This is a genomic window from Halopseudomonas sp. SMJS2 (genome assembly GCF_029866945.1).
Taxonomy (GTDB): domain Bacteria; phylum Pseudomonadota; class Gammaproteobacteria; order Pseudomonadales; family Pseudomonadaceae; genus Halopseudomonas; species Halopseudomonas bauzanensis.
On the sequence record NZ_CP123445.1, the window covers coordinates 1,641,904 to 1,658,837 of the forward strand.

General features: G+C 54.9%; 16 protein-coding genes, 4 tRNA genes and 3 rRNA genes. 14 read left to right on the forward strand and 9 right to left on the reverse strand.

Annotated features, from left to right (window positions below):
* The first annotated feature begins 1 nt into the window (after position 1).
* The 11 genes from ihfA (at position 2) to QAO71_RS07720 (ending at position 8,591) form a co-directional block, all read left to right on the forward strand.
* The gene (gene ihfA, locus QAO71_RS07670; protein WP_036992243.1) at positions 2-304 is read left to right on the forward strand and encodes an integration host factor subunit alpha; all 303 of its coding nucleotides are present in this window, start codon (positions 2-4) and stop codon (positions 302-304) included.
* Entirely contained in the window at positions 285-644 is a 360-nt protein-coding gene (locus QAO71_RS07675; protein WP_036992242.1) for a MerR family transcriptional regulator, read from the forward strand. The genes ihfA and QAO71_RS07675 overlap by 20 nt, the downstream gene beginning before the upstream one ends.
* Positions 645-727: 83 nt before the next feature.
* Positions 728-804, forward strand: a tRNA-Pro gene (locus tag QAO71_RS07680).
* Between the two features lie 235 nt (positions 805-1,039).
* A complete protein-coding gene (locus tag QAO71_RS07685; RefSeq protein ID WP_280165600.1) occupies positions 1,040-1,822 on the forward strand; it encodes an exodeoxyribonuclease III in 783 nt (260 codons plus the stop codon).
* Between the two features lie 429 nt (positions 1,823-2,251).
* A 16S ribosomal RNA gene (locus QAO71_RS07690) occupies positions 2,252-3,788 on the forward strand.
* A gap of 108 nt (positions 3,789-3,896) precedes the next feature.
* A tRNA-Ile gene (locus QAO71_RS07695) sits at positions 3,897-3,973 on the forward strand.
* Positions 3,974-3,997: 24 nt separating this feature from the next.
* Positions 3,998-4,073: transfer RNA gene (locus tag QAO71_RS07700), tRNA-Ala, on the forward strand.
* Positions 4,074-4,347: 274 nt separating this feature from the next.
* Positions 4,348-7,238 (forward strand): 23S ribosomal RNA (locus QAO71_RS07705).
* A gap of 152 nt (positions 7,239-7,390) precedes the next feature.
* Positions 7,391-7,506, forward strand: a 5S ribosomal RNA gene (gene rrf, locus QAO71_RS07710).
* Together the 16S, 23S and 5S rRNA genes with 2 tRNA genes alongside form the textbook arrangement of a ribosomal RNA operon.
* 164 nt (positions 7,507-7,670) lie before the next feature.
* Positions 7,671-8,159: a hypothetical protein gene (locus tag QAO71_RS07715; protein ID WP_036990386.1), complete on the forward strand. Its 489-nt coding sequence runs from the start codon at positions 7,671-7,673 to the stop codon at positions 8,157-8,159.
* A 105-nt stretch (positions 8,160-8,264) separates the two neighbouring features.
* Positions 8,265-8,591: a four-helix bundle copper-binding protein gene (locus QAO71_RS07720; protein WP_074781228.1), complete on the forward strand. Its 327-nt coding sequence runs from the start codon at positions 8,265-8,267 to the stop codon at positions 8,589-8,591.
* Positions 8,592-8,597: 6 nt separating this feature from the next.
* Here the strand turns inward: QAO71_RS07720 and cls are convergent, their stop codons facing one another.
* The 6 genes from cls to QAO71_RS07750 form a co-directional block, all read right to left on the reverse strand.
* On the reverse strand, positions 8,598-10,046 hold the full coding sequence (gene cls / locus QAO71_RS07725; protein ID WP_051610900.1) for a cardiolipin synthase: 1,449 nt from the start codon (positions 10,044-10,046) through the stop codon (positions 8,598-8,600).
* A complete protein-coding gene (locus QAO71_RS07730) occupies positions 10,043-10,378 on the reverse strand; it encodes a TusE/DsrC/DsvC family sulfur relay protein (RefSeq protein WP_136869406.1) in 336 nt (111 codons plus the stop codon). The genes cls and QAO71_RS07730 overlap by 4 nt, the downstream gene beginning before the upstream one ends.
* Positions 10,372-10,671 (reverse strand): sulfurtransferase complex subunit TusB, encoded by a 300-nt coding sequence (gene tusB, locus QAO71_RS07735; RefSeq protein WP_036989978.1) that lies wholly within the window; start codon positions 10,669-10,671, stop codon positions 10,372-10,374. The genes QAO71_RS07730 and tusB overlap by 7 nt, the downstream gene beginning before the upstream one ends.
* Positions 10,672-10,691: 20 nt before the next feature.
* Complete coding sequence (gene tusC / locus QAO71_RS07740; protein ID WP_036989977.1) at positions 10,692-11,045, reverse strand: sulfurtransferase complex subunit TusC; 354 nt, start codon at positions 11,043-11,045, stop codon at positions 10,692-10,694.
* Position 11,046: 1 nt separating this feature from the next.
* Positions 11,047-11,436 (reverse strand): sulfurtransferase complex subunit TusD, encoded by a 390-nt coding sequence (tusD, locus tag QAO71_RS07745; protein WP_036990383.1) that lies wholly within the window; start codon positions 11,434-11,436, stop codon positions 11,047-11,049.
* Positions 11,437-11,508: 72 nt separating this feature from the next.
* On the reverse strand, positions 11,509-12,171 hold the full coding sequence (locus QAO71_RS07750; protein WP_036989975.1) for a Bax inhibitor-1/YccA family protein: 663 nt from the start codon (positions 12,169-12,171) through the stop codon (positions 11,509-11,511).
* Positions 12,172-12,331: 160 nt separating this feature from the next.
* Here QAO71_RS07750 and QAO71_RS07755 point away from each other — a divergent pair.
* Positions 12,332-12,421, forward strand: a tRNA-Ser gene (locus tag QAO71_RS07755).
* A 117-nt stretch (positions 12,422-12,538) separates the two neighbouring features.
* Here the strand turns inward: QAO71_RS07755 and QAO71_RS07760 are convergent.
* The 3 genes from QAO71_RS07760 to QAO71_RS07770 are packed head-to-tail and all read right to left on the reverse strand — an operon-like array spanning position 12,539 to position 14,265.
* Positions 12,539-12,904, reverse strand: a complete 366-nt coding sequence (locus tag QAO71_RS07760) for a response regulator (RefSeq protein ID WP_036989973.1) — start codon at positions 12,902-12,904, stop codon at positions 12,539-12,541.
* Between the two features lie 58 nt (positions 12,905-12,962).
* Entirely contained in the window at positions 12,963-13,478 is a 516-nt protein-coding gene (locus QAO71_RS07765) for a hypothetical protein (RefSeq protein ID WP_036989971.1), read from the reverse strand.
* Between the two features lie 10 nt (positions 13,479-13,488).
* A complete protein-coding gene (locus QAO71_RS07770; RefSeq protein WP_280165601.1) occupies positions 13,489-14,265 on the reverse strand; it encodes a methyl-accepting chemotaxis protein in 777 nt (258 codons plus the stop codon).
* 191 nt (positions 14,266-14,456) lie between these two features.
* Between QAO71_RS07770 and QAO71_RS07775 the strand changes: the two genes are divergently transcribed.
* Positions 14,457-16,523, forward strand: a complete 2,067-nt coding sequence (locus tag QAO71_RS07775) for an ATP-binding protein (RefSeq protein WP_074781149.1) — start codon at positions 14,457-14,459, stop codon at positions 16,521-16,523.
* Between the two features lie 184 nt (positions 16,524-16,707).
* Complete coding sequence (locus QAO71_RS07780; protein WP_074781151.1) at positions 16,708-16,899, forward strand: hypothetical protein; 192 nt, start codon at positions 16,708-16,710, stop codon at positions 16,897-16,899.
* Positions 16,900-16,934: the final 35 nt, after the last annotated feature.

The window sequence follows — 16,934 nt, forward strand, 5'->3', positions numbered from 1 at the left end:
TATGGGGGCTCTGACAAAAGCAGAAATGGCGGAACGTCTCTACGAGGAGCTTGGCTTCAACAAGCGTGAAGCCAAGGAGCTGGTAGAACTGTTTTTTGAAGAGATCCGCAATGCGCTCGAAAGCAACGAGCAGGTCAAATTGTCCGGTTTTGGCAATTTTGACCTGCGCGACAAGCGTCAGCGCCCTGGTCGCAATCCCAAGACCGGCGAAGAAATACCTATAACGGCCCGGCGCGTGGTCACCTTCCGCCCCGGTCAGAAACTCAAGGCCCGAGTAGAAGCCTATGCTGGAACCCAGCCATAACAACGAACTGCCGGCAATCCCGGGAAAGCGCTACTTCACTATCGGTGAGGTTAGCGAGCTCTGTGCCGTCAAACCACACGTGCTGCGCTACTGGGAGCAGGAGTTTCCGCAGCTGTCACCGGTCAAGCGTCGCGGTAATCGCCGTTACTATCAGCGCCAGGATGTGTTGATGATTCGTCAGATCCGAGCATTGCTTTATGATCAGGGTTTCACCATCGGTGGCGCCCGCCAAAGACTCTCTGGTGATGAAGCCAAGGACGATGGTAGTCATTACAAACAGCTCATCCGGCAGACCATCGCCGAGCTGGAAGAAGTGCTGCAGGTATTGAAGACAAAATAAGCTAAAGCGTGAAAAAAACCTTTCGCATTTCAGTTAGTTAATGTATAGTTCGTCCCGCTTTGGCAGGAACCGTAAAGCATGATCGGGGCGTAGCGCAGCCTGGTAGCGCACTTGCATGGGGTGCAAGGGGTCGAGTGTTCGAATCACTCCGTCCCGACCAAAAATCCCTAAAAACCCAAGCATTCATGCTTGGGTTTTTTTATGCCCGATTATTCGCGAATTCTCTCAATCCTGGCCGGTAGATAATCGGTGTCTCTTGCGATGTCCCTTCCGATTTTTATTCGCGCAATGCAGCTTGGTTTTGCGCGGTTCCGTTAGGGGGCATGGTCATTGAAGGAACTAAAGCGCGGTCTTCTCGTTCCGATACCTAGAAGCATGATTCAAGGTGAAGGGCGATGCGCACCCTCAAGATAGCGACATTCAACATCAATGGCATTCGTGCCCGCTTGCCGGCTCTGTTGCAGTGGCTATCGCGCGAGGAGCCGGAGATCGTATGTCTGCAGGAGTTGAAAGCGGCAGACGATGTCTTTCCCGTTGATGTTATCCGGGGGGCGGGGTATGAGGCGGTATGGCACGGCCAGAAATCCTGGGATGGAGTGGCAATACTGGCCAGGGGAGTTGAGCCTCTATTAAGTCGGCGCGGGTTGCCAGGTGATCCTGACCCGGGGCAGAGCCGCTATATAGAAGCGGTAGTGGAAGGGGTGATCGTAGGCTGCCTTTACCTGCCCAATGGCAATCCGCAGCCAGGCCCTAAATTCGACTACAAGCTTGCCTGGTTCAATAGGTTGATTGAGCATGCTGACACTTTGCTCAAGGCGGGACATCCAGTGGTACTGGCAGGCGACTACAATGTGGTGCCGACGGATGCCGATATCTATAATCCCCGCTCCTGGAAAAATGACGCGCTGCTTCAGCCAGAAACCCGCGAGTGCTACCAGCGCTTATTGAAGCGTGGCTGGACCGATGCGCTGGTCAGTCTCTATCCAGGTCAGCGTATCTACACCTTTTGGGACTATTTTCGCCAGCATTGGAAAACCAACTCGGGGTTGCGGATAGATCACTTGTTACTGAGTCCGCAGCTGACTGAGCGATTGACCGGCGGCGGGGTGGATCTCTGGGTGCGCGATGAGCCGAAAGCCAGCGATCATGCGCCCACTTGGGTAGAGCTATCAATTTAGCGCTACGCTATTGACAGGCAAGCGAAACGGCGTAGAATGCGCCGCTCACTGAAGAGGCCGGCAGCATCGCTTTTTCAGGGTGAGAAAGGATTTTCAGGAAGGCGTTGACACGGGGTATGACTCCTGTAGAATGCGCCTCCCTGGCCCGGAACAGCAGCAACGTTCCAGGCCGATGTGTCAAGCGGTGCAGCGCTGCAAAGCCTCACAAAAAAAGCTTGACAGATCATAAGGTTGGCGTAGAATGCGCGGCCTTGGTTAAGCGGAAACGCGGACCGAATCGCTCTTTAACAAATTGGAATCAAGTAATTCGTGTGGGTGCTTGTGGATGTCGTGATGATCGCAAGATTATCAGCCTACAAGTAACTCGTGAATTCATGAGTTTAGTAAGCTGAGCCAAGTTTAGGGTTTTCTCAAAACCCATGCAGTTTTTAACTGAAGAGTTTGATCATGGCTCAGATTGAACGCTGGCGGCAGGCCTAACACATGCAAGTCGAGCGGAAGAAGGGAGCTTGCTCCCGGATTTAGCGGCGGACGGGTGAGTAACACCTGGGAATCTGCCTGATAGTGGGGGATAACGTCCGGAAACGGGCGCTAATACCGCGTACGTCCTACGGGAGAAAGCAGGGGATCTTCGGACCTTGCGCTATCAGATGAGCCCAGGTCGGATTAGCTTGTTGGTGAGGTAATGGCTCACCAAGGCGACGATCCGTAACTGGTCTGAGAGGATGATCAGTCACACTGGAACTGAGACACGGTCCAGACTCCTACGGGAGGCAGCAGTGGGGAATATTGGACAATGGGGGCAACCCTGATCCAGCCATGCCGCGTGTGTGAAGAAGGTCTTCGGATTGTAAAGCACTTTAAGTTGGGAGGAAGGGCTTTAGGCTAATACCCTGAAGTTTTGACGTTACCGACAGAATAAGCACCGGCTAACTCTGTGCCAGCAGCCGCGGTAATACAGAGGGTGCAAGCGTTAATCGGAATTACTGGGCGTAAAGCGCGCGTAGGTGGTTCAGTAAGATGGGTGTGAAATCCCCGGGCTCAACCTGGGAACTGCATCCATAACTGCTGGGCTAGAGTACGGTAGAGGGTAGTGGAATTTCCTGTGTAGCGGTGAAATGCGTAGATATAGGAAGGAACACCAGTGGCGAAGGCGACTACCTGGACTGATACTGACACTGAGGTGCGAAAGCGTGGGGAGCAAACAGGATTAGATACCCTGGTAGTCCACGCCGTAAACGATGTCAACTAGCCGTTGGGAACCTTGAGTTCTTAGTGGCGCAGCTAACGCACTAAGTTGACCGCCTGGGGAGTACGGTCGCAAGATTAAAACTCAAATGAATTGACGGGGGCCCGCACAAGCGGTGGAGCATGTGGTTTAATTCGAAGCAACGCGAAGAACCTTACCTGGCCTTGACATGCAGAGAACTTTCCAGAGATGGATTGGTGCCTTCGGGAACTCTGACACAGGTGCTGCATGGCTGTCGTCAGCTCGTGTCGTGAGATGTTGGGTTAAGTCCCGTAACGAGCGCAACCCTTGTCCTTAGTTACCAGCACGTTATGGTGGGCACTCTAAGGAGACTGCCGGTGACAAACCGGAGGAAGGTGGGGATGACGTCAAGTCATCATGGCCCTTACGGCCAGGGCTACACACGTGCTACAATGGGGAATACAAAGGGTTGCCAAGCCGCGAGGTGGAGCTAATCCCATAAAGTCTCTCGTAGTCCGGATTGGAGTCTGCAACTCGACTCCATGAAGTCGGAATCGCTAGTAATCGTGGATCAGAATGCCACGGTGAATACGTTCCCGGGCCTTGTACACACCGCCCGTCACACCATGGGAGTGGGTTGCACCAGAAGTAGCTAGTCTAACCTTCGGGAGGACGGTTACCACGGTGTGATTCATGACTGGGGTGAAGTCGTAACAAGGTAGCCGTAGGGGAACCTGCGGCTGGATCACCTCCTTAATCGAAAGATCACACGCTTTTTCAAGCACTCACACGAATTACTTGATTCCGAAAGAAAGGCGATTAGGTCTGTAGCTTTAACGCAACAGGTAGCAGGCCGAGATAATTGGGTCTGTAGCTCAGTTGGTTAGAGCGCACCCCTGATAAGGGTGAGGTCGGCAGTTCGAATCTGCCCAGACCCACCAATTGTCGAGGTGTCAGGTCTGAACGGGGCCATAGCTCAGCTGGGAGAGCGCCTGCCTTGCACGCAGGAGGTCAGCGGTTCGATCCCGCTTGGCTCCACCAGGACAGCAGCTGCCATCGCCGGTACTCGATAAGAGTTCATACATGAATGATCCCGCAGGTTTATGACGGGATGATTGATGTCTGATCTTTGATCAGTCGCTCTTTAACAATGTGGAAAAGTGATAGAAGTAAGACAAGACATAACGGGTGTTTCACTGCACACGTTATGGCTAAGGTAACTTGTAATCTCAAGTGCAAGTTCCGGATTGTCGTGAAATCATGTCAAGACATAGGCTTTGAGCAATCGGCGCAAGCAGATTGTTTGGGGTTATATGGTCAAGTGAATAAGCGCATACGGTGGATGCCTTGGCAGTCAGAGGCGATGAAAGACGTGGTAGCCTGCGAAAAGCTTCGGGGAGGTGGCAAACGACCTTTGATCCGGAGATCTCTGAATGGGGAAACCCACCCAACATAAGTTGGGTATCACACACTGAATACATAGGTGTGTGAGGCGAACCCGGGGAACTGAAACATCTAAGTACCCGGAGGAAAAGAAATCAACCGAGATTCCCCAAGTAGTGGCGAGCGAACGGGGAGCAGCCCTTAAGCGGTATTGAGTCTAGTGGAACGCTGTGGAAAAGGCGGCCATAGTGGGTGATAGCCCCGTACACGAAAGACTCTTTGCCGTGAAATCGAGTAGGTCGGCGCACGTGAAACGTTGACTGAACATGGGGGGACCATCCTCCAAGGCTAAATACTCCTGACTGACCGATAGTGAACCAGTACCGTGAGGGAAAGGCGAAAAGAACCCCTGTGAGGGGAGTGAAATAGATCCTGAAACCGTATGCGTACAAGCAGTGGGAGCCGACTTGTTCGGTGACTGCGTACCTTTTGTATAATGGGTCAGCGACTTATATTCAGTGGCGAGCTTAACCGTCTAGGGGAGGCGTAGGGAAACCGAGTCTTAATAGGGCGTTTAGTCGCTGGGTATAGACCCGAAACCGGGCGATCTATCCATGGGCAGGTTGAAGGTGCCGTAACAGGCACTGGAGGACCGAACCGACTACCGTTGAAAAGTTAGCGGATGACTTGTGGATAGGAGTGAAAGGCTAATCAAGCTCGGAGATAGCTGGTTCTCCTCGAAAGCTATTTAGGTAGCGCCTCGTGTATCACCACTGGGGGTAGAGCACTGTTTGGGCTAGGGGGTCATCCCGACTTACCAACCCCATGCAAACTCCGAATACCAGTGAGTGCAGAGCACGGGAGACACACGGCGGGTGCTAACGTCCGTCGTGAAAAGGGAAACAACCCAGACCGTCAGCTAAGGTCCCAAAGTTATGGTTAAGTGGGAAACGATGTGGGAAGGCTTAGACAGCTAGGAGGTTGGCTTAGAAGCAGCCATCCTTTAAAGAAAGCGTAATAGCTCACTAGTCGAGTCGGCCTGCGCGGAAGATGTAACGGGGCTCAAACCATACACCGAAGCTACGGGTGCATCTTAGGATGTGCGGTAGAGGAGCGTTCTGTAAGCCTGTGAAGGTCAATTGAGAAGTTGGCTGGAGGTATCAGAAGTGCGAATGCTGACATGAGTAACGACAATGGGAGTGAAAAACTCCCACGCCGGAAGACCAAGGGTTCCTGCGCAACGTTAATCGACGCAGGGTGAGTCGACCCCTAAGGCGAGACCGAAAGGTGTAGTCGATGGGAAACGGGTTAATATTCCCGTACTTCTGGTTACTGCGATGGGGGGACGGAGAAGGCTAGGCCAGCACGGCGTTGGTTGTCCGTGTTTAAGGTGGTAGGCTGAGATCTCAGGTAAATCCGGGATCTCAAGGCCGAGAACTGATGACGAGTGTTCTTTTAGAACACGAAGTGGTTGATGCCATGCTTCCAGGAAAAGCCTCTAAGCTTCAGGTAACTAGAAATCGTACCCCAAACCGACACAGGTGGTCAGGTAGAGAATACCAAGGCGCTTGAGAGAACTCGGGTGAAGGAACTAGGCAAAATGGCACCGTAACTTCGGGAGAAGGTGCGCCGGCTAGGGTGAAGGACTTGCTCCGTAAGCTCTGGCTGGTCGAAGATACCAGGCCGCTGCAACTGTTTATTAAAAACATAGCACTCTGCAAACACGAAAGTGGACGTATAGGGTGTGACGCCTGCCCGGTGCCGGAAGGTTAATTGATGGGGTTAGCTTCGGCGAAGCTCTTGATCGAAGCCCCGGTAAACGGCGGCCGTAACTATAACGGTCCTAAGGTAGCGAAATTCCTTGTCGGGTAAGTTCCGACCTGCACGAATGGCGTAATGATGGCGGCGCTGTCTCCACCCGAGACTCAGTGAAATTGAAATCGCTGTGAAGATGCAGTGTATCCGCGGCTAGACGGAAAGACCCCGTGAACCTTTACTATAGCTTTGCACTGGACTTTGAATTTGCTTGTGTAGGATAGGTGGGAGGCTGTGAAGCGTGGACGCCAGTTCGCGTGGAGCCAACCTTGAAATACCACCCTGGCAACTTTGAGGTTCTAACTCTGGTCCGTTATCCGGATCGAGGACAGTGTATGGTGGGTAGTTTGACTGGGGCGGTCTCCTCCTAAAGAGTAACGGAGGAGTACGAAGGTGCGCTCAGCACGGTCGGAAATCGTGCGTAGAGTATAAAGGCAAAAGCGCGCTTGACTGCGAGACCAACACGTCGAGCAGGTACGAAAGTAGGTCTTAGTGATCCGGTGGTTCTGTATGGAAGGGCCATCGCTCAACGGATAAAAGGTACTCCGGGGATAACAGGCTGATACCGCCCAAGAGTTCATATCGACGGCGGTGTTTGGCACCTCGATGTCGGCTCATCACATCCTGGGGCTGAAGCCGGTCCCAAGGGTATGGCTGTTCGCCATTTAAAGTGGTACGCGAGCTGGGTTTAGAACGTCGTGAGACAGTTCGGTCCCTATCTGCCGTGGACGTTTGAGATTTGAGAGGGGCTGCTCCTAGTACGAGAGGACCGGAGTGGACGAACCTCTGGTGTTCCGGTTGTCACGCCAGTGGCATTGCCGGGTAGCTACGTTCGGAAAAGATAACCGCTGAAAGCATCTAAGCGGGAAACTTGCCTCAAGATGAGATCTCACCGGGGACTTGATCCCCCTGAAGGGCCGTCGAAGACTACGACGTTGATAGGCTGGGTGTGTAAGCGTTGTGAGGCGTTGAGCTAACCAGTACTAATTGCCCGTGTGGCTTGACCATATAACGCCCAAACAATTTGGGCCATGGCCTGACACATTGATTGAACGACAAGCTGGAACGGCACGAGATTACAGTAACCTCCTTGTTAAATGACTATCACTTTTCCCACCCTTTCGTTGTGTGGACTCAACACCCACGCGACAACCGAATTGCTTGACGACCATAGAGCATTGGAACCACCTGATCCCATTCCGAACTCAGCAGTGAAACGATGCATCGCCGATGGTAGTGTGGGGACTCCCCATGTGAGAGTAGGTCATCGTCAAGCTTCAAATAAGAAACCCCGCCAGCTGGCGGGGTTTTTTTTGGCCTGAAATCGTCGTCTTGCCGTTCGCCTTTTGCGTTGAACTTGCTCCCCAGCTTCTATTCAAACCTGAGAGATCGGTTATGGGAGAAAGCTCGATGATTATCACGTCTTGTACTCCGCCACCAATGATGGAAGGGCTGGATATGAAGATGTTTGTCTCGCCGAAGGACCGTCTGGATTTCTACCGCAAAGAGATTCACCATGAGGCGAACAATTTATCTGCTCGGACCAACGCCTATCTGACTGCCCAATCGTTTCTCGTAATTGCTTATGCCTCGTCGATGGCCAATACGAATCCGGAATGGGGGCCGATATTTACTTTGATAATCCCTCCGATGTTAGCGCTCTTTGGTGTGTTGAGTTCAATGAGTGCCTGGCCGGGGATTCAGGCGGCCTGCGATATTATTAACCACTGGCATCGGAAGCAGACGGATCTTTTGAGCTGCCAGCCAGAAATAGGTCCGGCTTATGACGACGCCCCGCTTTTTTCGAGCTGGGAATCTTCCTACCAGGGACAAAGCAAGGCGCTGATATTCTCCAAGCGAACGCCCTGGCTATTCTCGGCTTTTTGGCTGTTTCTAGGCCTCTTCGCACTGATTATTCAACTTCTGTGAATCTTACGTTGCGATTAGCCTGCCTGATTGTCTGAACAAGCTTAGGGCAGGATAGTCTCTATGGAGTGTCCCGACTTAAATTATGTTCACGTGGAGGTTTACCCCATGAATACAGAATTCGAGGCGTGTATCCGAGCTTGCAACAAGTGTGCGGTCGCATGCGAAACCTGTGCGTCAGCCTGCCTTCAGGAAAACAACGTGGCAATGATGGCTGACTGCATACGTCTGGATAGAGATTGCGCCGATGCATGCCGTATGGCGGCGGCGCTCATGGCGCGCGAAAGTGTTTATGCCGGAGCATTCTGCAATCTGTGTGCGAAAATTTGCGATGATTGCGCAAAAGAGTGCGCCAAACATGATGCAGAACACTGCCAGGACTGCGCTGCGCTGTGCCATGAGTGCGCCGAAGAGTGTCGTCGCATGGCTGCATGAGACGTTCTACAGCAAGGGGCTCATAAAGAACATCAGCCGCTCCAGGGCTCTGGGGGCTTTGCCACGCAAGGCCCAGCGCTCGGGCTGCAGACGTTCGCTGGATATCTCATAACGGCGTAGCAGCGCCCCGATGGAAGTACAGCTATCCGGGGTGAAGAGAGCAACGGTCAGTTCGAAGTTGAGCTGAAAGCTGCGGATATCCAGGTTGACGCTGCCGACCAGTGCCAGCTTCTCATCCATCAACATCGCTTTGGTGTGCAATAGCCCGCCGTCAAACAGCAGGATTTGCACGCCAGCTTCGAGCAGGACGTCAAAATAGGAGCGGCTGGCCCAGCCTACCATCAGAGAGTCGTTCTTGCGCGGCAGCAGCAACTTGACTTCCACACCCCGGTTCGCCGCTTGGCACAATGCTTCCAGTACTGCTTCCGACGGCACGAAATAGGGGGTGCTGATGATGATGCTCTTATTGGCGCGGTAGATGCTCGCCAATACTGTCTGGTTGATCAGGTTACCCAAGCCGGGGCCGGAGGGGATGATCGTCAACCACTGGCTTGGCAAGCCAGCCCTGTCGGCGAGGGAGGGGAAACAACGCTCTCCGGTTTCGACTTCCCAGTCCCAGGCGAATACTTTTGCCAATCCCGCAGCCGCCTCGCCATCCAAACGCAGCATCATGTCAATCCATTGGCCTACTTGCGCTTCCTGCTTGAAATGAGCGGGATCGGCCATGTTCATCGATCCGGTGTAGGCAATCAGGTCATCGATCACGATTAACTTACGATGCAGCCGTAAATCTATCCGCTGGGCCAGAGCGCGGAGCAGGCGAACCGGTAATGCTGGAACCACTTTGATGCCCGCCTGCACCATGGCCGTACGCCAGACAGAACGGAAAAAGCCGCGGCTGCCGGCATGATCGATAAGCAGCTTCACCTCGACACCACGCAGGCTGGCGGCGATCAGCTCCCGGGCTACGTCATCGACCAGCCCGCCCGGATGCCAGATATAGGTTTCCAATACAATGCATTGCTGCGCGTTACGAATATCCTGGATCACACGTGCGAATATGTCTTCGGGGGTGTCGAGAATCTCCAGACCTTCGTAACTGAGCGCGCCGATGCCCACCTGCGTCGTCATCAGGCGGTTGATCGCCAAGCTCAGATCCCCGCCGGGGAGGGGAGAGCTACTGTCCTGAAATTGGGTGGTGAGGTTGGTCAGGTAAGGTTCGACCATGGCGGTGGAGCGAGCCGCACGTTGCCGGCCGAGATTGAGCTCACCAATCAGGAGATACAGCGCTGCGCCGAGAAAAGGCAGGATATAGATGACGAGCAGCCAGGCAAGGGTGACGCTGACCGGACGGCGCTGGGCGATGATGCGAATAGTGACGGAGGCAGTGAGCAGCCAGTAGAACCCCGCCAGAGCCCAGCCGAGGATGCTGTGCAGATAGGAGGTGTCGATCAAAGGCAATTATCCGGTTTTGGCAGTCCAGCCAGCTTGCTGGCTAGTCGGGCGGGGCTGCCCGGGAACAGTGATAACAGATAGAGACTGCTTCCCTTGTCCTTGCCCAGCTCCTGAGCAATGTACTTGACCAGCGGGCGCATGGCGGGGGAGAGCTGGTATTGAGCGTAAAACCGACGCAGAGCATGGATCACTTCGAAGTGAGCTGCTGTCATCTCCAGACCTTCCTGCTCCGCCAAGGCTTGGGCAACATCATCGGACCAGTCTGCGAGATCAACCAGGAACCCGTCCTTGTCGAGCGCCACTTCTCGCCCGTCCACCAACAGGCTCACCAACTCACCACCTTGGCATGCTCCGTACACAAAGCCACCATCATCTGATAGTCGATCACCTCGATGCGGCTGGAAATATCATCCAGAGCGACGCCCCGGCCCAGCAGATCGCTCTCCAATGTATACAGGCTTACGCTTGCGGGTAGGTATTCCAGTGCATTGCGGCCGGACGTGCCAGGTAACAGCGTATAGACCGCATCTTCAATCAACAATAAGCTCTGGTCGGCATTGATCGCCCGCAGACAACTGGCGAACCGGGAATCGGCATGCGGCGAGTGACGGAGTATGTGCAGCATGGGGACATCCTATGGACAGGTCAGAGCGTCAGGATCTGATCGTAATGTTCAATTAGCGTGGCAATCTCAGCGTTGTTCACAACACGCGTTTCCAACAGGCATTGGCTGGCCTGCAGGCCTCGCTCCCCGAGCGAATGCTGACACACCAGGACATCCTCCACGCCAAATAGCGGTAGGGCTTGCAGGTTCGCGGCCAGCGATTTCTGGCCTATCTGGGCGGCGTCTTGGCCCCGCATCAATTGAAAGACCCCATCGTCCATGAACAGAATACCGCAAGGCACATCAAAAGCGGCTGCGGCAAGCGCCACATCCAGGGCCTCACGGGCGGCGTGCCGAGTGGGGGCATGGCGACTGATGATCAACAGGCTTTTCATGTCAGGTTCCAAAGGTCACGGCTCGATCGGCACTCTGCAGAGCATCTACCCATTGCCCAAGCCCTGATAGTTCCCAGGGGGCAGCGGTATTGGCCGCGGGGCGCTCCCAGCGCTGTGCTTCAGCCTTATCGAGCACGCCACGCCTGAGGGCGGCCGCAATGCAGACGACGGCGTCCAATCGATGCTCGGTAATGAATTGACGCCACTCGGCTGTAATATCCTGCTCATCCTGCGGCTGGACGCCAAGCAGCGAGGCGAGATGAACCGCCTCGCGATAGAAGAATAAATGGCTGATCTGGTGTCCGGAAGACAAAACGGCCCGCGCAAATTCGAGTGCGCTTCGAGCCGCCGGGTCTTGCGGGCCAGCTAACAGGGCAATGGCAAATTTCATGAATCCGACCCAGTGAAAACAAAGAAGGCCCGCCAACTGGCGAGCCTCCGGAGTATAACCAAAACCGCTGAATCAGTCGTTGCTGAAAATGCCCAGCAACTGCAGCAGGCTCAGGAACAGATTGTAGATCGATACGAACAGGGTGATGGTCGCCATGATGTAGTTGTCTTCACCACCATGGATGATGGCGCTGGTCTGGTACAGAATGACCGCGGACGAAAACAGCACAAAGCCCGCAGAGATAGCCAGCTGAAGCCCGCTGATCTGAATGAAGAAGCTGGCGACCACAGCGCACAGCAGGACGACGAAGCCGGCCATGATGAAGCCAGACAGGAAGCTGAAGTCCTTGCGGCTCAGGATCGCATAGGCGGACAGACCGAAAAACACCAGCGCTGTCATGCCCAGAGCCATGGTGACCAACTGGCCGCCGTTGGGCAACGACAGATAGGCATTGAGGATAGGGCCGAGGGTATATCCCAGGAAACCGGTAAAGACGAAGGTGCTGATCAAGCCCCAACCGGAATTGCGCAACTTGGCCGTCAGGAACAGCAGACCATAAAAGCCGACCAGGGTAATAATCAGACCCGGGTGGGGCAGATTGAGACTCATGGAAGTGAAGGCGACCAGAGCACTGAATGCCAGGGTCATGGCGAGCAGCGAGTAGGTGTTGCGGAACAGCTTGCTGACCTCTACCTCACTTACCCCTGTATGTTGCAGTGTGTTGCGCTGTTGCATTTGCATGGTTCATTGGCTCCAGTGGTTGCAGTACGGACATCCTTCTTCGTGATCATACCCGTTCATATCGACCTGGCAACACCGGCAGGTTCTAAAAACGTTACCTGATGCGTCTTTTTCCATTGACTGCCTACGAGTTTCCGGTAGTATTGCCCGCCGTGGAGGGATGGCAGAGCGGTTGAATGCACCGGTCTTGAAAACCGGCGAAGGTGAAAGCCTTCCCAGGGTTCGAATCCCTGTCCCTCCGCCACATTATGCCCTCAAAGCCCCGCACTCCGGGGCTTTGTTGTTTTTGTGATCTTCTGTACCACTAATCATCACCGCTTGACCGTTTCCCATCTTTTAAGGGGATACCCACCTCTTGATCTCAGGCTGACGCCAGCTTGCGGATTGCGCCAATGGTGCTCGGCCCATTGAAGGGTTTGACGATCCACCCCTTGACGCCAGCAGCCTTGCCACGTTCCTTCATTTTGGGACAGCTTTCGGTCGTCAGCATGATGATGGGCGCCGAGCTGCGCAGTTCACTGCGGGATTTTTCGGCCATGGTCAGACCATCCATATTAGGCATGTTGACGTCGCAGATCACCAGGCTGATACCCTGATGGCGCTTCAACTGCTCCAGCCCTTCACGGCCATCCTGAGCAGTGACCACCTGCAAACCGTTTTGTTGGAGGAAGCCCGCAACATCGTTGCGCACGGTGGCTGAATCATCGACAACCAGAACAAGTGACATGACATTCTCCTGTGAATGCGCTGAATGAATCCAGGTACTGCTTTTGGCCGGTGACGGCCTAGAATAATTCGAGTTCGCCCAGTGCCTGGGGCTCGGGCGTGTTCAACTCCAGTGACGACAGGCTCCATGTTTCACCGACCTGCAGCGGCACCATACAGGCATGCAGGACTATGCCATTGGCATCGACACAGCGTACCGCCAGTGCCGGAGCGCCGTCTTCCTGCAAATAGGCCACGCATCCTAACGGTAGGGCACTGGGGGTCGACATACCCAGTTCGGGGATGCTCTGGCTCAGTTGGCGTTTGAAGGTGCCACACAGGTTATTGGCCAATTCTTGAAGGTGGTCATCGTCCATCGCGGTGGTGGCCTCGGTGTTGTCCGCCGATAGACAGATCAGGCTCCGAAAGTTGTAACCGCTCAAGGTCAACATGATCAGTCGGGCGTCCTCACAGTGCTGCTGGGACATCCAGTCGTCGGTGGATACCGGATGCACGCCACTCAGGCTGGTGACGCAGCCCGATACACTGGTGCTGAGCAGGGTGAGTAGCTGTTCGCTGGTCTGTGCGCTGATCATGGGAATGTACTCAAGCGGCCAGGGAAGATGGTTGCTGCCGCGACTGCTCACTCAGGCGCCCCAGGTTCTGTCGAATATCCTGAATTGCGGTATGGATCATGCGGCTGGCCGCCTGGATATCCTGGAAGGTACCGGTGGTGATCACCGCATTTTGCAGCAGGCGCTGGCGATAACCGTCATTCAGCGCCTCAGAGCGATGCGCCAGTATCCGAACCTCATCGGCAACAATTGCAAACCCGCGCCCATTCTCACCGGCCCGTGCTGCCTCAATGCTGGCATTCAGAGCCAGCAGAATGGTCTGTTTGACGATACCGGTGAACTCTTGGCTTTCACTCTGCATGGCCTGGTTGTGTGCCATGAGTTCATCCAGGCGACCATTCCAGCGATCAAAGGCGTGCACAATCTGCCCGAGCCGATCAATATCGTCACCCAGATCAAGCCACTGCCGATTGAGCTGCTGTGCCTGCTGATACTGCTCCTGCACGGCCTGATAGCGACCGTCCTGCAAGCCATGAGCGTTATCTCGTTCCTCACGAAGGGCTGACAGTTGCTGGTCGTGATCGTGCTGTTGAGCATCGATCTGCTGCAACAGTTGCCGCTCCCGGGTCTTCAGAGACTGCAATTGCGCTGTCTGCTCATGATTGCTGGCCGCCAACGTTGTCAGCTCTGTCAGTATGGTGCGTTGCTTATCCGTCAGGACGATCAAACACCGACGCTGCTGGTAGTAATACCAACCCACCCCAGCCAACAACACGGTCTGCAACAGCAGCAGGGTTACGAGAAACACAGCCGGCACCTCATTGAAATGATCAGGAAGTTTGACAGGCCGTCATGCTAAACAGCGGGTGATGTCACTTTGATGACCGCAAGGGCAAAATGATGGCTTATGGCCAATAGGGCGAACTCCATCAGCCTGTCACGTAGCGGAAATGTAGTGGTATTACTATGCCATCAAATACATGACCTGGTAGCCCGGAAATGACGCCCAATACCGCCGCACTGAGCAGTCCCCACAGCCTGGATAGCAAGACGTCGGGCATGACTGAAAATACTACTGAAGAACGCCGCTTCTATACTCCCGAGGATCGACTGCACCAACTGCGGGATTACGGTACAGCATCGATCCACCGGGCGCTGGAAACCATTCGGCCGGTGTCCATCGAGAGTGACATGCTGCAGGTGCTGGAAGTGTTTCGTGGCCATCAGCAAGAACACTTTTTTCCTGTTCTTGACTTGGCCGGTACCCCGCTGGGGCTGATCCGCGAGCGGAGTCTGAAGAGCTATGTCTATTCCCGTTACGGTATGGCACTACTGTCCAACCGCGGGCAGCCTCGTCAACTGGACAGTTTCCTGACGTCCTGCCCGAGTGCGGAGATCGACGCCACTATCGAGCAGGTACTGCAGGCCGCCCATGCTGTGCCCGGCACAGAAGGGGTGCTGATTACCGCAGGCGGTCGTTATATTGGTTTCATTCGTGCGTCTGCGCTGGTGGAAATGGCCCACGAGCAGCAGATGGAGATCATTCGTCAGCATAATACCGAGCTGGATCAAAAAAACCGCGAGATCCAGGCTGTCTTGCAAAACATGCGACAGGGGATCTGTACCATTCTGCCGGACTTGACCCTGCACACCGACTTCTCCGCGCACCTGTCCAGTATTCTGGAGCAGGAGGAGCTGGCAGGGGCTGCGCTGATGGATACATTATTCAAGCACAGCGAACTCGGCCCGGACGCCCTGCAGCAGATCGAAGCAGCGTTAATGGCTGTGCTCGAACAGGATGCCTTCATGTTCGACTGCAACGCCCATCTGCTGCCGACAGAAGTCACGGTCACGCTTGCCGGTCAGCGCAAGATTCTCGAGCTGCATTGGAACCCGATGCTGAATGAGCAGGACGAAGTCAGCCGCCTGATGCTGGTCGTACGCGACCTCAGCCGCATGCGCGAACTGCAACAGCAGGCCGATCAACAGCAGCATGAATTGCAGATCCTGAGTGAAATCCTCGCTGCTGGTGAATCACGTTTCACCGCTTTCATGGATGCCAGTGAACAGCAACTGGCTGTTTGCCGACAGTTGCTCGACAGCACTCAGGACGTGATTGCTGATGAGGCCCAGACCATCCTGTACCGCCAACTGCACACCATCAAAGGGAATGCCCGGACTCTGGGGCTGATGGCTGTGACCGACAGCCTGCATGATGCCGAGCAGGTTCTACAGGCCAGCCGTGATTCGGGGGCTGACGTGTCAGTCAGCGCACTGCAACAAGCCTTGCATCAGGTCAGCCATGACTTCAGCCAGTACCACTTGCTCTATACCAGCCGCCTGCAAGGATTTGGCCGCGACCGGGATACGCAGATCGTCAGCAATACTCTATGGCAGCAACTGGAACAACTGGCCAGCCAGCGTCGAGACAGCGAGCTACTGGCGCTACTGCAACAGGCCAGCGGCAGCAACCTCAACGCCATGCTGAGCGCGTTGGGGGAGAGCTTGAGCGGAATTGCCAATGAGCTGGACAAGCCTGCGCCGCAGTTGATCATCGGCCCGGCACTGGCTGATTGTCATCTGAGTAACAAACAAGCCCAACGGCTGAGTGACGCAATGGTGCATATACTGCGTAACTGTCTCGATCATGGTATTGAGCCGGCCGCCGAGCGCCTGGCAATGGGCAAGCCTGGCGCTGGTACTGTTCATGTCGATGGGGGCACAGACGGAAAGTACATCACCTTGCGTGTCAGCGACGATGGACGCGGCCTGGCTTTGCAACGCCTACGTAGCAAAGCTATCGGGGCAGGGCTGTTGCGAGACGATGAAGTAGTCAGCGACGACGAGATTGCTGAGCTTATGTTCCACTCCGGCCTGAGCACCGCGGGGCAAGTGTCCATGGTGTCCGGCCGTGGCGTGGGTATGGATGCAGTACGCAGTGGCCTGGCCGAGATCGGAGGTAGTATCGACTTGGTTTGGGCCGGGGCGGGCAACGACGTTGGCTACCGGCCTTTCAGCCTGGTCATTTGTTTGCCTGAAGCGTGCGGGGGTCTCCCCGTCGCGTAGCCCATGGCTTGGCAGCCCTCCGCCACTTTTCCCCTCCCAAAGCTCCGTTGATCGGGGCTTTGTTGTTTTTGATGGTCCCGTTCCGATACTCCTTCAGCCATTTTCCTGCAAACTAATCTGCACTTACCTCATGACGTCCGGTCAAACCCAACGCACTATTTTCAATCATGAGAAGGAGTCCTTTATGCGACTGACGTACTTGTTGGTTCCTGCCTTTGCTTTGATGCTGGCTGGCTGTGGTCCAGATGACAATGATCGTACCAATGAAGAAAATGCCATGCCGCCATCGGCTGAGCCGCAAAGCAATATGGGGCAGCCTGCGGATGACGGGATGAACAGCACAGCACCTGCGACCGGAACAGACACTACTCAATAAAGGGTAGGCATCTCCGGAGCAACCGCTCCGGAGGC

Bases quoted from the DNA above. Each gene is read 5' to 3' on its own strand.
- QAO71_RS07675 (WP_036992242.1), top strand. From the start codon at position 285: ATGCTGGAACCCAGCCATAACAACGAACTGCCGGCAATCCCGGGAAAG.
- ihfA (WP_036992243.1), top strand. From the start codon at position 2: ATGGGGGCTCTGACAAAAGCAGAAATGGCGGAACGTCTCTACGAGGAG.
- QAO71_RS07760 (WP_036989973.1), bottom strand. From the start codon at position 12,904: ATGTCACTTGTTCTGGTTGTCGATGATTCAGCCACCGTGCGCAACGAT.
- QAO71_RS07750 (WP_036989975.1), bottom strand. From the start codon at position 12,171: ATGCAACAGCGCAACACACTGCAACATACAGGGGTAAGTGAGGTAGAG.
- QAO71_RS07775 (WP_074781149.1), top strand. From the start codon at position 14,457: ATGACGCCCAATACCGCCGCACTGAGCAGTCCCCACAGCCTGGATAGC.
- QAO71_RS07720 (WP_074781228.1), top strand. From the start codon at position 8,265: ATGAATACAGAATTCGAGGCGTGTATCCGAGCTTGCAACAAGTGTGCG.
- tusB (WP_036989978.1), bottom strand. From the start codon at position 10,671: ATGCTGCACATACTCCGTCACTCGCCGCATGCCGATTCCCGGTTCGCC.
- QAO71_RS07780 (WP_074781151.1), top strand. From the start codon at position 16,708: ATGCGACTGACGTACTTGTTGGTTCCTGCCTTTGCTTTGATGCTGGCT.
- QAO71_RS07715 (WP_036990386.1), top strand. From the start codon at position 7,671: ATGATGGAAGGGCTGGATATGAAGATGTTTGTCTCGCCGAAGGACCGT.
- QAO71_RS07685 (WP_280165600.1), top strand. From the start codon at position 1,040: ATGCGCACCCTCAAGATAGCGACATTCAACATCAATGGCATTCGTGCC.
- tusD (WP_036990383.1), bottom strand. From the start codon at position 11,436: ATGAAATTTGCCATTGCCCTGTTAGCTGGCCCGCAAGACCCGGCGGCT.
- QAO71_RS07765 (WP_036989971.1), bottom strand. From the start codon at position 13,478: ATGATCAGCGCACAGACCAGCGAACAGCTACTCACCCTGCTCAGCACC.
- tusC (WP_036989977.1), bottom strand. From the start codon at position 11,045: ATGAAAAGCCTGTTGATCATCAGTCGCCATGCCCCCACTCGGCACGCC.